At 73.0% G+C, this 14,883-nt stretch carries 15 protein-coding genes; 7 read left to right on the top strand and 8 right to left on the bottom strand.

What is annotated here, in order from left to right; genetic code table 11:
• Positions 1-50: 50 nt before the first annotated feature.
• The 7 genes from BM314_RS21140 to BM314_RS21170 form a co-directional block, all read right to left on the bottom strand.
• Entirely contained in the window at positions 51-1,292 is a 1,242-nt protein-coding gene (locus BM314_RS21140; protein WP_056523747.1) for a cytochrome P450, read from the bottom strand.
• On the bottom strand, positions 1,285-2,610 hold the full coding sequence (locus BM314_RS21145; protein ID WP_091980017.1) for an NAD(P)/FAD-dependent oxidoreductase: 1,326 nt from the start codon (positions 2,608-2,610) through the stop codon (positions 1,285-1,287). Before BM314_RS21145 ends, BM314_RS21140 begins: the two co-directional genes overlap by 8 nt.
• A complete protein-coding gene (locus BM314_RS21150; RefSeq protein ID WP_020093786.1) occupies positions 2,607-2,843 on the bottom strand; it encodes a ferredoxin in 237 nt (78 codons plus the stop codon). The genes BM314_RS21145 and BM314_RS21150 overlap by 4 nt, the downstream gene beginning before the upstream one ends.
• A complete protein-coding gene (locus tag BM314_RS21155; RefSeq protein ID WP_091980019.1) occupies positions 2,843-4,159 on the bottom strand; it encodes a glycosyltransferase in 1,317 nt (438 codons plus the stop codon). Before BM314_RS21155 ends, BM314_RS21150 begins: the two co-directional genes overlap by 1 nt.
• A 303-nt stretch (positions 4,160-4,462) precedes the next feature.
• Complete coding sequence (locus BM314_RS21160; RefSeq protein ID WP_091980021.1) at positions 4,463-5,095, bottom strand: TPM domain-containing protein; 633 nt, start codon at positions 5,093-5,095, stop codon at positions 4,463-4,465.
• Entirely contained in the window at positions 5,085-5,798 is a 714-nt protein-coding gene (locus tag BM314_RS21165; protein WP_244539994.1) for a TPM domain-containing protein, read from the bottom strand. The genes BM314_RS21160 and BM314_RS21165 overlap by 11 nt, the downstream gene beginning before the upstream one ends.
• A gap of 133 nt (positions 5,799-5,931) precedes the next feature.
• Complete coding sequence (locus BM314_RS21170) at positions 5,932-6,567, bottom strand: LemA family protein (protein WP_091980025.1); 636 nt, start codon at positions 6,565-6,567, stop codon at positions 5,932-5,934.
• Positions 6,568-6,785: 218 nt separating this feature from the next.
• On the opposite strand from BM314_RS21170, the gene BM314_RS21175 reads away from it, so the two are divergent.
• The 7 genes from BM314_RS21175 to BM314_RS21210 all read left to right on the top strand — a co-directional run bounded on the left by BM314_RS21175 (position 6,786) and on the right by BM314_RS21210 (position 13,131).
• Positions 6,786-7,160: a hypothetical protein gene (locus BM314_RS21175; protein WP_091980027.1), complete on the top strand. Its 375-nt coding sequence runs from the start codon at positions 6,786-6,788 to the stop codon at positions 7,158-7,160.
• A gap of 25 nt (positions 7,161-7,185) precedes the next feature.
• Positions 7,186-8,106: a LysR family transcriptional regulator gene (locus BM314_RS21180; protein ID WP_091980029.1), complete on the top strand. Its 921-nt coding sequence runs from the start codon at positions 7,186-7,188 to the stop codon at positions 8,104-8,106.
• A 100-nt stretch (positions 8,107-8,206) separates the two neighbouring features.
• Entirely contained in the window at positions 8,207-9,400 is a 1,194-nt protein-coding gene (locus BM314_RS21185) for a CaiB/BaiF CoA transferase family protein (protein ID WP_020093779.1), read from the top strand.
• Positions 9,397-10,323, top strand: coding sequence for a hydroxymethylglutaryl-CoA lyase (locus BM314_RS21190; RefSeq protein ID WP_091980031.1), 927 nt, complete (start codon positions 9,397-9,399; stop codon positions 10,321-10,323). Before BM314_RS21185 ends, BM314_RS21190 begins: the two co-directional genes overlap by 4 nt.
• Before the next feature lie 339 nt (positions 10,324-10,662).
• Entirely contained in the window at positions 10,663-11,991 is a 1,329-nt protein-coding gene (locus BM314_RS21195) for an MFS transporter (RefSeq protein ID WP_056523767.1), read from the top strand.
• Between the two features lie 477 nt (positions 11,992-12,468).
• Positions 12,469-12,876 carry a Ros/MucR family transcriptional regulator gene (locus tag BM314_RS21205; protein ID WP_020093775.1) on the top strand — a complete coding sequence of 136 codons (408 nt, stop codon included), beginning with the start codon at positions 12,469-12,471 and terminating at the stop codon, positions 12,874-12,876.
• A gap of 3 nt (positions 12,877-12,879) precedes the next feature.
• Complete coding sequence (locus tag BM314_RS21210) at positions 12,880-13,131, top strand: hypothetical protein (protein WP_091980035.1); 252 nt, start codon at positions 12,880-12,882, stop codon at positions 13,129-13,131.
• Positions 13,132-13,220: 89 nt separating this feature from the next.
• On the opposite strand, the gene BM314_RS21215 is transcribed toward BM314_RS21210, so the two are convergent.
• Positions 13,221-14,849 (bottom strand): inorganic phosphate transporter, encoded by a 1,629-nt coding sequence (locus BM314_RS21215; protein WP_091980037.1) that lies wholly within the window; start codon positions 14,847-14,849, stop codon positions 13,221-13,223.
• Between the last annotated feature and the right edge of the window lie 34 nt (positions 14,850-14,883).

Genomic DNA, 14,883 nt, shown 5'->3' on the forward strand with positions numbered 1-14,883 from the left:
GAAACAGCCCCGTTCACCGTCGCTTTACGACTCGCGCGGCTCCGCTCGGATCAGGCGATCCCGTCGATGCCGATGCCGAGCTGCTCGGGCCCCCGGAGCGACGCGCCCGGCCGGTAGGGCGGCGGATCGACCGCGAGCCGCGGGGCGACGAGGCGGCGGCTCAGCGCTACCAGGGCGATCTCGGCCTCGAGACGCGCCAGGGGCGCGCCGACGCAGTAGTGCAGGCCGCCGCCGAAGCCGAAATGCTCGATGTCGCCCCGGTCGGGATCGAAGCGGTCGGGATCCGCGAACCGGTCGGGATCGCGGTTCGCGGCGGCGAACATCAGGATGACGGGTGCCCCCTTCGGGATCATCTCGCCGGCCACCGCGATCGCGCCGAGAGCCTTGCGGGTCCGGAAGTGCACCGGCGGCTCGTAGCGCAGAACCTCCTCGATCAGCCGCGGCGCCCGCTCCGGATCGGCCCGGAGCCGCTCCAGCTCTTCGGGGTGCCGGAGCAGGGTCAGCATGGCGTTGGTGATGAGGTTCACGGTGGTCTCGTGACCGGCGACCAGCAGCAGGACCGCCGTCGACAGGAGGTCGAAGTCGCTCATCTGCTTCCGGCCGTCCGGACCGGGGGCGGCGAGGCCGCTCAGCATGTCGTCGGCCGGGCGCCGCCGCTTCTCGCGGATGAGGTCGCGCATGTAGGCGGCGATCTCGTCGAAGGCGCCGACGATCTGGCGCCGGGTCGCGTCGTCGTGGCGCGCGTCCGGCTCGACGGCCGTGGCGAGCTGCGTCGCCCAGGCCTGGAACCGCGGCTCGTCCTCGCGTGGCACGCCGAGCAGCTCGCAGATCACCGTCACCGGCAGCGGGTAGGAGAGGTCGCTCACGAGACAGACCTCCCGCCGGTCCCGGCAGGCGTCGATCAGGCCGTCCACCTCCCGGGCGATCCGCGGCCGCAGCGCCTGAACCCGCGCGATCGAGAATTCCCGCATCACCAGGCTGCGCAGCCGGTCGTGGTCCGGGGGATCGCGGAAGATGAACGGGCGGTGCGTGGCGCTGATGCGGTTCTTGATCGGGTTGAGGATCAGGTCCTTGAGCGGGTTGCCGGTGCGGGGCCGCCGGGGCGGTGGCAGATCCTCGGAGCTGAGCCGCGGGTCGAACAGCAGGCTGCGGATCGCCGCGTGCGTGGAGACGACGTAGCTGCCGTCGCGCTGGCGAGAGACCGGCTGCTGCCGCAACCGACGATAGAGCGGGTACGGGTCGGCCCGGTTGGCCGGATCCATCACGGCGGCGAACAGCGCGTCGTCAGACATGGACGGCCTCGGTGGAAGGCGGCGCCGGGGCGGCGCGGCGCGGCGGCGGGAAGCCCGGGGCCGCCATCTCGACGCGCGGCCGGTCGGTGGCGTCGGTGATCGGCGGGAACGGGTCGCCGGCCGTGATCGCCTCCGCGTAGGCCGGCAGCCAGCGCGCCTGATCGAACGAGACGGCCGCGATGCTGCGCCCGGCGCGGCCGTAGACGGCGAGGAAGCGCCGGGAGGCCCGCGACCCCTGCACCACCGCGACGGAATCGGCGCCGTCGGGGAGGCCGACGAGCTTGATGTTGATCCCGAACTGGCTCGACCAGAACGCCGGCAGGTGGCCGTAGGGGCGCTGCTCGCCGGGGCCGGCCAGCATGTTGCGCGCGGCGTGGGCGGCCTGCTCGACGGCGTTGCCCCAGTGCTCCACGGCGATCAGCCGATTGCCGTAGAGCGGGATCGGCCACCGGGCGACGTCGCCCGCGGCGTAGATGTCCGGGCAGGGCACCCCGTCGGCGTCGAGGACCCGGCAGGCGGCGTCGCAGGTCACGCCGCCGGCATCGGCGCGCAGGCCCGCACCCCGCAGCCAGCCCGTCGCCCGGGTCGCCCCCAGGGCGGCGATGACCAAGTTGGTCTCGACGGTGCTGCCGTCCGCCAGCCGGGCCCGGGCGACGTGCCCCGCCGCGTCGCCCTCGAACGCCCGCACCATCGTGCCGGGGCGGAACGTGGCGCCGGATTCGCGCAAACGCTCGGCGATCACGCCGCCGACGAAGGTCCCGAGACCCCGGGCCAGGGGCGCGGCGTTCGGGTCGACCAGGGTCACGGGCAGGCCGAGGTCGCGCAGGCAGGAGGCCGCCTCGCAACCGATCAGGCCGCCGCCGACGATGAGCACCTGCCGCGGGCGCGCCAGCAGGGCGTCCCGCAGGGCGGCCGCGTCGTCGCGCCCGCGCAGGGTGAAGATGCCGGCGAGCCCGCCGCCGGTCTCGGCCGGCCAGGGCCGGGCCTCGGCGCCGGTGGCGATGAGCAGGGCCTCGTAGGCCAGCGCCGATCCGTCGGCGAGCAGGAGCGTGCGGGCTGCCCGGTCGAGGGCGACGGCTGGGCTCCCGAGATGCCAGCGGGCGCGCAGATCCGCCAGCTCCGGCAGCCGGGTCGCGTCGGCGGCGAGCTCGCCGGCGAGCACGTGCTTCGACAGGGGCGGCCGGTCGTAGGGCCGGTACGGCTCGGCGCCGACCAGCGTGAGCGGGCCGTCGTACCCGCCCCGCCGCAGCGTCTCGGCGCCGCGCAGGCCGGCGAGGGAGGCGCCGACCACGACGATGCCGGCGGGTTCGGCAGTCACGGCGCGTCTCCGTCGTCCGGGCCGGCCTGGAGGCTGATGGCGCGGACCGGGCAGGCCTGCACGGCCCGCTCGATGGCGCCGCGGCGGTCGGCCGGCGGCGCGGGATCGTAGAACAGGATCTCGTGGCCGCGGATCGCGAAGGCGTCCGGCGCGGCGTAGCAGCACTGGGCGTAGCCCTGGCAGCGGTTGAGATCCACGACGACCCGGAGCGCCGCGGTGTCGGAGGCCGGCATCACGCCGACCTCGCCAGCCGGCGCGTGGTCCCGGCATCGGTCCCGGCGCGCGCGAGATCGTCCAGAGCCGTCAGGATCGACGCCATGGCGTCCCGGGCCGCGAAGGCGTCCCGCAGCGCCCCGGCGCGCGCCCGGAAGTCGGGCTCGCCGAGCACCCGCGCCACCGCGGCGCCGACCGCCTCCGGGGCCGGCGCGTTGGTCCCGAGGTTGATCCCGACGCCGGACCAGCCGATGCGCGCGTTCACCTCCGCCTTGTCCTCGGTCAGGCCGGCCGACACGATCGGCACGCCGGCGGCGAGCGCCTGCGAGACGCTGCCGTAGCCGCCGTTGGTCACCAGCACGCTCACCCGCGGCAGCAATTCGCGGAACGGCAGGAAGCACGACACCCGGGCGTTGGCCGGGACCGGAACCTTCAGCGCGTCTACCGGGCGGCCGCCGGTGGTGGCCAGGACCAGCAGATCGTCCCGGTCGGCCAGGGCGGTCAGTGTCGGCTCGACCAGCTCGCCGAAATCCGCGTTGGCCAGCGTGCCCTGGGTGACCAGCACGACGGGCCGGCCCGCCGCGTTCGCCGCCTCCAGATCGGGCCACCAGTCCGGGAGCGGCGCGGGCGGCGTCGGCGGATCGAGCAGGCCGATGAAGCGCAGGCCGGGCGGCAGGGTGCCGTACTCGTACTCGAAGCCCGGCACGGTCGGCTGCAGGAACAGGTCCGGCAGGACCACGATCGAGTGGGGCAGGGACGCCGGCAGGGGCGGCAGGCCGAGCGCGGCGAGCTTCGCGTCCGTGTAGGCCCGCACCGGGTTGACGAAGGCCGCGTCCATGCCGGCCTTCAGGGTGGCATAGCGGACGAGGTCGTCCCGGTCGCGGGCCGGCGGCAGGCCGAGGCCCACGGGTGCGTGGTCGGGCCGGTCGAGGAACAGGATGCTGACGTTGACGGTCACGATCGGCGGCCGCGGCGCGCTGTCGAGCAGCAGCGGCAGCGCGCCCAGGAACATGCTGCCGGCCAGGATCACGTCGGGCGCCTCGGCCGCGATCAGCGCCCGCAGGGCGGTGGCCTGGACCGGCATCGGATCCACGAACCGGCGCTCGAACTCGCGGCGGTAGCGCTCCGGGCCGGCCGGCAGCTCGGTCTCGCGGTACTCGGCCGCGTGGTTGTCCGCGTAGGGCGTGAAGCGCAGGCCCGCCGCCTCGACCTTCGGCCGGAAAGCCGGGTCGGTGAGCACGAGGACGTCGTCCCCCCGGGCCGCCACCGTCCGACCGATGGCGAGGAGCGGGTTCACGTGGCCGGTGAGCGGCGTCGCGGCGATCAGGATCTTCATCACGGCCTCCTCGAGCGCCGCCGGTCGGGCCGGCGTCGCTCCTGCTCGGGTGCCGGCGCTTTCACGCGCGGGTGCCCCGTGGCCCCCGGCGCGCCGGACTCACAGGGGAAATCGCGGCCGGTCCAGCGCAGTTACACAACCCCAAGGTGCTTGGTGCGGCGCCGCACCATGGCATCCGGTTGAAGTCCGACGCAATATCGGAGTGTCACAGGCCACAGCGATCGTGCGGCCTGCCGGATCTCGGCGCCTCCACCGTTCGGATGACGCGTCACGGACGCCCGACCGCGACGGCCGGCGGCGCCGTCAGTCGACCACGACGACCCGGTTCGGCAGCTCGTCGGGATCGCCCGGGCCCGCGGGGAGATGCTCCGCCAGGCAGGCCCCGACGCGCGCGACCGCCGCCGTCAGGCCGTCCTCGATGGCGCCGCGCCCGAGCGCCGGTATGAGCTCGGCGAGGATCCCGTCCCAGGCGGAGGGCGGGATCTCCCGCAGGACGCCGAGATCGGTGACGATCTCGGCGTGCCGCTCGGCGAGCGACAGGTAGAGCAGGATGCCGGTGCGCCGGCGCGTCAGGCTCAGGCCGCGCGACCAGAAGGCCCGGCGGGCCGCCTCCCGGGCGCGGGCGCGGCGCAGGCGGCGCGGCACCAGGGCCATGCGCAGCCGCTCGTTCTGGCTCGCCGCGAGGATCGCCGCCACGAGGGCCGCCTGCGCCAGCAGGATCGACGCGGCGCTCCAGGCGGTCAGGGCGATCAGCGGCCAGGGCAGGACCAGCGCCGCGACGAGGGCGGTGAGCAGCACGATCGAGCGGTAGGCGCCGGCGCGCCGGCTCACCATCACGACGATCTCGCCGGAGGTCCCGGCCTCCGCGCGCCCGACCGCGTGGGCGAGCCGCTCCCGCGCTTCCGGAGTCAGGACAGCCGCGCGTCTACCAGTCACCGGAGGCCCCTCCGCCGCCCGACGAGCCGCCGCCGCCGGAAAATCCACCGTCGAAACCGCCCGAGGAGCCGCCCGACCCGCCGTCCGAGAAGCCGCCGCCCCACCCGCCCGAGCCGGGCCCCGGCAGGATGACGAGGCCGCCGGACCTCGACCGGCCGCCGCGGCTCATGCGCCACGCGACGAACACCACGATCAGGAGCAGGACGACGAAGACCGCCACCTGGGCGGGATCGACCTCGTCGGACCGCACCTGCGGCTTGCGCTGCCAGTCCTGCGCGTCGCCGGCCAGGATCGACAGGATGCCGTCGACGCCGGCGTCGAGGCCGCCGAAATAGTCGCCGGTCTTGAAGCGCGGCGTGATGGCGCCGGCGATGATCACCTTGGACAGGGCGTCGGTCAGCGCCCCCTCCAGGCCGTAGCCGACCTCGATCCGGACCTTCCGCTCGCTCGGGGCCACCAGCAGCAGGACGCCGTTGTTGGTCTTGGCCTGCCCGAGTTTCCAGTCCCGGAACAGGCGATTGGCGTAGTCCTCGACGGTCGTGCCCTGCAGGTTCGGCACCGTGGCGACGACGACCTGGTCCGAGGTCTTGTCCTCGTGCGCCTTGAGCTTGGCCTCGAGGGTGCCGCGCTGCTCCGGCGTCAGGATGCCTGCCGCGTCGACCACGCGCCCGGTCAGCGCCGGGAAGGTCAGCTCGGCAGCCATCGCCCCGATCGTGGTGATCGTCAGGCACGCCGCCAGGACGGCGAGCGACAGGGCGAGCCGCACCCGGTCGGGCAGGATCCCGCCCCGGGTCCGGGTCATGGTCGGTCCTACGCGCCGCCCCACGCGCCGCATCCTAGAACTTCACGTTCGGCGGCCGGTCGGCGTTCGGCGTGGCCGTGAAGGTCTCCATCGGCTTGGCGTCGGGGTACAGGACCGCCGCGATCCAGCGGCCCGGGATCGTGCGCACCTCGGTGTTGTAGGCCTGGACCGCCGTGATGTAGTCGCGCCGCGCCACCGCGATGCGGTTCTCGGTGCCCTCCAGCTGGGATTGCAGGGCGAGGAAGTTCTGGTTCGACTTGAGGTCGGGGTACTTCTCGACCGTCACCAGCAGGCGTCCGAGCGCGCCCGAGAGCTGGTTCTGGGCGTCCTGGTACTCCTTGAACTTCTGCGGATCGCTGACCGTGGAGGCGTCGACCTTCACGCTGGACGCCTTGGCGCGCGCCTCGGTGACGCCGATCAGCACGTCCTTCTCCTGCTGGGCGTAGCCCTTCACGGTCTCGACGAGGTTGGGGATCAGGTCGGCCCGCCGCTGGTACTGGTTCTGCACCTCGCTCCACGCGGATTTGGCCTGCTCCTGCAGCGTCGGCACCCGGTTCACCGCCCCGCAGCCGGAGAGACCCGCGGCCACCAGGATCACCGAGAGCACGCCGAGGAGGCGCGCCGCGGGCGATGTCCGGCGCACCGCGCCGGCCGTCAGCGTCGTTCCCATATCGTCCCCCATCTGCCGGCCGAGACTCGGCCGCTTGATCACGAGCCCGAGAGATAAGGGCCGGAACCGCCAAGGTAAGGCCCCCGCCCGGTCGGGCTTGAAGGTTTGTGCCGCGACCCGCTAAGGGCGTCGGCAACGGACCGGGCCGGCGCACGTTCGGACCCTCGAGCCGATGGTCCGGCCGAGGACCGATCGGCGCGGCGCCGCGGAGGCCGGGAATGGATGCAGCACTCGCCGACCATGTCAGGGCCGCCAGCGCCGACGCGCGGCGCCACGCCCGGGCGTACCGGGCGCCGTCCGGCAAGGACGCGCTGCCCTGGTCGGTCATCGCGACGTTCGACGCCCGGGTCCGGGGCCACCTCGCCCGCGACCCGCGGATCGAGGACGAGCGCGACCGCGTCCTGATCGCCGCCGTGAAGCTCGCCGAGACGCCGGTCGAGGAGGGGGACGAGAGCGTCGCCGCGGCGCGCGCCCACCTCGTCGACGCGATCGACTACCTGGAGCAGGCTGTGCTGCGCTTCGGCCTCGTCAACCGGGAGGGGGCCAAGGCTGGTCTCGGCACCTACGGCCAGCCGGTCGGATCCCGCGACTGACGGCGCGCCCGCACCGAGCCGCCCGATGTCCGCCGACCTGCCCGCGGCCGCGACCCTGAGCCGCCTCGACCTGAAGACGCTCCGGCTGTTCGCGGCCATCTGCGCGGAGGGGACCCTGAACGGCGCGGCCCGCCGGGCGGCGATCGCGCCCTCGGCGGTGAGCAAGCGCCTCGCCGAGCTGGAGCACGCGCTGGGCTGCACCCTGCTCACCCGCGAGCCGCGCGGCATGCGGCTCACCCCGGCGGGCGAGACCCTGCTGCACCACACCCGGCGGATGCTGGCGAGCGCCGAGCAGATCGCCTTGGAACTCGCCGAGCACGCCCGGGGCGTGCGCGGATTCGTGCGGGTGCTCGCCAACCTCTCGGCCATCGTGGAGTTCCTGCCCGAGGACCTGCAGGCCTTCCTGGCGGCGCAGGACGGGATCCGGGTGGACCTGGAGGAGCGGCCAAGCGGCGGCGTCGTCGCCGGCGTCGAGGAGGGGTTCGCCGATCTCGGCCTCTGCGCGGGCAACACCGACACCCGCAGCCTCACCGCCTACCCGTACCGGAGCGACCGCCTCGTCCTGGTGATGCCGGCCGGGCATCCCCTGAGCGGCCGCGGCGCCGTCGCGCTGGCCGACACACTCGACTACGACCATGTCGGGCTGCACGCGGAGAGCTCGATCTACGCCGCCCTGCGCGACGAGGCCCGGCGCCTCGGCCGGCCGCTGCGGCTGCGCATGCACGTCCCGAGCTTCGACGCGATCTGCCGCATGGCGCAGGTCGGGCTCGGCCTCGGGACCGTGCCGGAGCGCGTCTACGCCCTGCTCGGCCCCCCGATGCGGCTCGCCGCGGTGCCGCTCACCGATCCCTGGGCCGTGCGCACGCTGCGCCTCGTGGTCCGCCCGGGCGCCCTGTCGCCGGCGGCCGCCCTCCTGCTGGAGCATCTCCGGGCCGCCGGTCGCTGAGCGTGCGTTCTCCTGCGGCGAACGCACGGTGGTGCATGGCGTTTGGACTTGGCTACCGGAAGAGCCCTATCTCCGGGGCAACAAACGATGGAGGAAAGCCGTGTCCGGTCCGCTCAGCGGTATCCGCGTTCTCGAGCTCGGTCAGCTGATCGCCGCGCCCTTCGCGACGCGGCTGATGGCCGAGTTCGGCGCCGAGGTCATCAAGGTCGAGCCCCCGGGTGAGGGCGATCCCCTCCGGAAGTGGCGCAAGATGCACGAGGGCACCTCGCTCTGGTGGTACCTGCAGTCGCGCAACAAGAAGTCGATCGCCGTCAATCTGAAGTCGCCCGAGGGGCTCGACATCGTCAAGCAGCTCGCCGCGAGCGCCGACGTGGTGGTCGAGAACTTCCGTCCCGGCGGCCTGGAGAAGCTCGGCCTCGGCTGGGACGTGCTCTCCGCCCTCAACCCGAAGCTCGTGATGGTCCGGATCTCGGGCTACGGCCAGACCGGCCCCTACCGCGACCGGCCCGGCTTCGGCGCCATCGGCGAGTCGATGGGCGGCATCCGCTTCACCACCGGCAGCCCGGAGGCCCCGCCGGCCCGGGTCGGCGTCAGCATCGGCGACACCCTTGCCTCGCTCCACGGCGTCATCGGCGCGCTGATGGCCCTGCTGCGGGTCAAGACCGGGCAGGGCGCGGGCCAGGTCATCGACGTCTCGCTCGTCGAGAGCGTGTTCAACGTCATGGAGAGCCTCGTCCCGGAATACGACCTGCTGGGCGAGGTCCGCACCCGCACCGGCGGCGCCCTGCCGGGCATCACCCCGTCGAACACCTACCCGACGCGGGACGGCGGCTACGTGGTCATCGCCGGCAACAGCGACCCGATCTTCCGCCGCCTGATGACGGCGATCGGCCGGCCCGACCTCGCGGACGACCCGGCGCTGCGCAACAACGAGGGCCGCTCCAGGCAATCCGCCATGCTGGACGGCACCATCGCCGACTGGTCGAAGACGCAGACGGTCGAGGAGGCGCTCGCCGCCCTCGACGCCGCCGACGTGCCGGCCGGCCGCATCTACTCGGTGGCTGACATCGTGGCCGACCCGCATTATCAGGCGCGCGACATGATCCTGCAGGCGGAGCTGCCCGGCGGGACCGCGGTGAAGATGCCCGGCATCGTGCCGAAGCTCTCCGACACGCCCGGCGAGGTCCGCTGGCAGGGGCCGGCCCTCGGCGCCCACACCGATTCCGTGCTCGCCGAGCTCGGTCTCGACCCGGCGCGCATCGCCGCGCTGCGCGAGAAGGGAGCCGTGGCATGAGCGGCGACGCGCTGATCGTCCAGGAGGTCGCGACCCGCGACGGCTTCCAGATCGAGCCGGTCTTCGTGCCGACCGTGGAGAAGATCCGCCTGATCGACGCCCTGGCGGCGGCCGGCTTCAGCCGGATCGAGGTCTCGTCCTTCGTCTCGCCGAAGGCGGTGCCGGCGCTCGCCGACGCGGCCGAGGTCTTCTCCGGGATCCGGCGCCGGCCCGGGACCGTCTACGTCGCCCTGGTGCCGAACCCGAAGGGCGCCGAGCGGGCGCTCGCCGCCAGGGTCGACGAGATCAACCTCGTCGCCTCGGTGAGTGAGACCCACAACTTCGCCAATATGGGCATGAGCCCGGCCGACTCGATCGCCGGCTTCGCGCGGATCATGGATTCGGTGCGCGGCGCCCCGCTCAGCACCAACGCCACGGTGGCGACCGCCTTCGGCTGCCCGTTCGAGGGCGACCAGCCGGCCGACAGGGTCGTCGCGCAGGTGGAGCGCTACCTGTCGCTGGGCGTCGACGGGGTGACGCTGGCCGACACGACCGGCATGGCCAATCCCCGGCAGGTGAGCCGCCTCGTCGCGCGGGTCCTGCCCCTGGTCGGTCCCGGGCGCCTGACGCTCCACTTCCACAACACGCGCGGCCTCGGCCTCGCCAACGTGCTGGCGGCCTACGACGCGGGCGCCCGCCGCTTCGACGCCGCGCTCGGCGGCCTGGGCGGCTGCCCGTTCGCGCCGGGTGCCACCGGCAACATCTGCACCGAGGATCTCGTCAGCATGGCCCACGAGATGGGCGTGCCGACGGGCCTCGACCTCCCGGCGCTGATCGGCCTGTCGCGGGACCTGCCGCGCCTCGTCGGCCACGACGTGCCCGGCCAGGTCGCCAAGGCCGGACGGCCCTGCGACCTGCATCCGGCCCCCGCCCGGGCGGCCTGAGCCGGAGACGGGGAGGGGCGGGCTCACAATGGCCCGCCCCACGCGTTGGACGCGACGCGCTCCCTCTCCCGTCCGGGAGAGGGTCGGGGTGAGGGATGAGAACTCTCCGGATGCGGCACACCGTCGACGCGCCGGCAGGACGCTTCTCATCCGGACAGACCTGATCCCTCACCCTGTCCCTCTCCCGCACGGGAGAGGGGACCCGCGCCTCGTCCGGCGAAGGCGGCGTCGCCGTCGTGTGCCGTGAGCTGCGCCCGAACCTGACTTCGCGGGAAGCCGCCCGCCCGAAGGCGGCACCGCCCACGACACGTCCCTCAAGACCACACCACGGAGGAAACCATGACCGCAGCCCTGTCCGGGTCGCCGGCCGCCGCCGAGGCCGGCGCGGTGACGGAGACCGGCGTCGTCCGCAAGGTCGCGTGGCGGCTCATGCCGCTGATCATGATCTGCTACATGTTCGCGTTCTTCGACCGCATCAACATCAGCTTCGCCAAGTTCCAACTCCAGAGCGACCTCGGCTTCAGCAACGTCGCCTACGGGCTCGGCGCGAGCATGTTCGTCGTCGGTTACGTGATCTTCGAGGTGCCCTCGAACCTGTTCCTCTACCGGGTCGGGGCGCGGCGCTGGATCGCCCGGATCATGATCTCCTGGGGCATCGCCACCGCGCTGATGATCTTCATCCGCAGCGAGTGGCACTTCTACGCCCTGCGCTTCCTGATCGGCGCCATGGAGGCGGGCTTCGCGCCGGGTATCCTCTATTACCTGACCATCTGGTTCCCGGCCTCGCATCGCGGCCGCATCACCTCGTTCATGTTCGTGGCCTCGGCCTTCTCGGGGATCTTCGGGGCGCCGGTGGCGGGCCTGATCCTCGGCGGCCTCAACGGCGTCGGCGGCCTCGCCGGCTGGCAATGGCTGTTCCTGGCCGGCGGCCTGCCCTGCCTCGTGCTCGGAATGCTCGTGCTGACGCGCCTCGACGACCGGATCGCCGATGCGCGCTGGCTGTCCGAGCCCGAGAAGGCGCTCCTGTCGAGCCGGATCGCACACCACAACCGGGACATCGGCGACCACTCGCTGATCGGGGCGATCAAGCAGCCCGGCTTCCTGATGATCGCGCTGATCTACTTCCTGCTCCAGATCGGCTCGTACGGCCTGAACTTCTGGGGGCCGGACCTGATCAAGACCGCGAGCGGCGGGCAGGCGGCCTCGGTGGGCTTCCTGACGGCGATCCCCTACATCTGCGGGGCGATCAGCATGGTGGTGATCGGGCGCCTGTCCGACGCCTCGGGCGAGCGGCCGAAATTCGTCGCGGGCCTCGCCATCGCGGCGGCGCTCGGCTTCTTCGGCGCCGGCCTGTTCGACAAGCACATCGTGCCGCTGATGTTCGCCCTGGCGCTGCTGGGCGCCGGCATCGTCGCCTCGATCCCGACCTTCTGGACCCTGCCGGCCAAGCTCGTCACCGGCGTCGGCGCGGCGGGCGGGATCGCGCTGATCAACACGCTCGGCCAGTTCGGCGGCATCGTCAGCCCGGTGATGGTCGGCTGGGTGAAGGATCTCACCGGCTCGACGACGCCCGCGCTCTACGGGATCGGCGTGCTCTGCCTCGTCGCCGCCGGGCTCGCGCTCTTCGCCATGCCGGCGAGCCTGCGCCGGAGCGACCGCGCGGCGTGAGACGGCCTGCCGCCCCGGCGCGGCCGGGGCGGCGGGTCGCGGCTGGCCCCGGAGCGGGGCGAGACGGGCGTGGCCGCACGCCGCGCGGGCGGGATCGGTCAGGCGCGCGACCGCCGCGACCGAGCGGTCCCGGATCGGCGCCGGGGGCCCCCGAGGTTGCGCGCCGCCGGCATCGGCCGATGCCGATATCCGGTTCAGACGCCGATCTCAGCGACCGAAATCAGTGAACGTATCAGTAACCATGGCGGGAATGCCGCCGGTTGCGCGGTGGAGCAAAAAGCCTCGCGCTGCCGGACAAACCGCCGGCGGCTCATATTGTATATTATCTGCAACCTCAAGAAACGGAGTGAAATCAACTTGAGGTAGAAATCCCTCGGCTGGCCCGTCGCCTCGGTTTCGTCCTGCAAAGCCCGCGCGAGCGGGCCCACCGGGGACGGGGCACGAGGATCGGGACGCCCTCGAACAGCGATGTCTCAGATGGACCACCTCACCGACCACCGTTCAACCTTCATGCTGGAGAAGGTCGGCGCGATCGTCGCGGCCTACGTCTCGCGCAACGCGATCGAGGTCACGGCGCTGCCGGCGCTGATCGACCAAGTGCATACGGCGATCGCGGTGCTCCGCTGCGCGCCGTCGGAGTTCGGCGGGGTCGGGCTGAGCCAGTCGCAGGTCGATGCCTCGATCCAGCAGGACGGCCTGATCAGCTTCATCGACGGCCGGTCCTACCAGACCCTGAAGCGCCACCTCACCGCGCACGGCCTCACCCCCGAGCGGTACCGGGCCAAGTACGGCCTGCCGGCCGACTACCCGATGGTGGCCCCGGGCTACGCCGCGCGGCGCTCGGAGATCGCCCGGGCGATCCAGCTCGGCCACAAGGCGGCCTGAGCGATGACGCCCGACGCTTCCGCGGATCCGGCCCGGGACCGCGCGCCGTTACCGGGGGCGGCGCGCACGAGCGACGCCCTGAGCCGCATCGCCGGCATCCTCGACGTGCCGGTGGCGAGCTTCTACCCGGATGCCGACCGGCCCGACGCGGCCATGACCCAGGCGGCCGACCTCGTCTCGGCCTTCGTGGCGATCGACAGTCCGGCGGCGCGCCGGACCTGCCTGGCCTTCGTGCGGGCGATGGCGAGTTCCTGAAGCGCCGGGGCGCGCTGCGGGAGGCCGGAGACCGGGTCGCTTCGTCGGGGGGCGGAGCGCGGTCTCCGGCCCGTCCGGCCGGACCCGCGTCAGAACACGTGGCGCAGGAGGTAGAACAGAGCGGCCGCGAGGGTGATCGCCGCCGGCAGGGTCAGGATCCAGGCGAGCGCCATGTTGCGCACCGTGGACATCTGGAGGCCCGAGCCGTTGGCCGCCATCGTGCCGGCGACGCCCGACGACAGGATGTGGGTGGTCGAGACCGGCAGGCCGTAGAGCTCGGCCAGTCCGATCGTGCCGGCGGCGACGATCTCGGCCGAGGCGCCCTGCGCGTAGGTCAGGTGGGTCTTGCCGATCTTCTCGCCCACCGTGACGACGATGCGCTTCCATCCGACCATGGTACCGAGACCCAGCGCCAGGGCGACGCAGACCTTGACCCAGCCCGGGATGTAGCGCGTGCCGTCGTTGAGCAGGCCCGCGTAGCGCTTCAGGTCGGCCTTGTCGGCCTCCGAGAAGTCCGCCCCGGCGCCCGGCAGCACGCGCACCGCGTCGGCGGCGAGGTACATGTCGCTGCGCAGGTTCTGGGTCTGGGCGGCCGGCACCGTGCGGATCGCGCCGTAATTCTTCACGCTGGCGGCGATGTCGTTCGAGAGCGCCGCCAGCGCCGCGTACACGGGCGGCGTGTTCAGCGCCTTGGTCTTGAGCGCCTCCGTCACGGTCCGGCGCGCGGCCGCGGCGTCCGGCACCGCCGCGCCGGGGGCGCGGGCGGCGAACACCGCGCTCGCCGCCGTCGAGGCCTGCACGAAGGCGGGCGTCGTGTCGTCCGCCATGGTGCGGTTGAGCGCGTAGGCGGTGGGGGCGGCGCCGATCAGGATCAGCATGATCAGGCCCATGCCCTTCTGCCCGTCATTGCCGCCGTGGAAGAACGAGACCAGCGTGCAGGTGAGGATCAGCAGGCCGCGGATCCAGAGGGGCGGGGGCGCGTCGCCCGCGGGCGCCTCGTAGAGGTCCCTGCGGCGGACCGTGACCTTCAGGGCGAGCAGCAGCAGCGCCGCGAGCACGAAGCCGCAGACCGGGGAGAACAGCAGCGCCTTGAAGACGTTGAGCGCCTGGGTCCAGTCGACGCCCGCGGTGCCGTCGCCGCCGTTCATCAGCTGGTTGGCGAGGCCGACGCCGAGCACCGAGCCGATCAGCGCGTGGGACGACGAGTTCGGCAGCCCGAACGCCCAGGTCCCGAGGTTCCAGATGATGGCCGCCAGCAGCAGCGCGAAGATCATCGCGTAGCCCGCGTGCGAGCCGACGTTGAGGATCAGCTCGACCGGCAGCAGCGTGACGATCGCGTAGGCCACGGCGCCCGAGGACAGCATCACGCCGAGGAAGTTGAACACGCCCGACCAGATCACCGCGACGAGCGGCGGCATCGAGTGGGTGTAGATCACCGTGGCGACCGCGTTGGCCGTGTCGTGGAAGCCGTTCACGAACTCGAAGGCGAGGGCGATCAGCAGGGCGAGGCCGAGCAGCGCGAAGGCGCCGTAGGCCAGGGGCGCTTCCCCGACCGCGTTCATGTCCGCGATGAGGCTCACCACCGCGTAGCCCAGGCCCGCCACGAGGACGAGCAGGAACGCCACCACCCCGCCGAGATGCATCCCGTGGTCGAGGCGCGGGCCGCCCGCCTTCCGGCCTCCCACCGCCCCCGACGGCATCACGGCGGTATCGGACATGAACCCTCGCGCGGAATCTTTCGTGGTGAGCGGG

Source organism: Methylobacterium sp. 13MFTsu3.1M2, assembly GCF_900112625.1.
GTDB lineage: Bacteria > Pseudomonadota > Alphaproteobacteria > Rhizobiales > Beijerinckiaceae > Methylobacterium.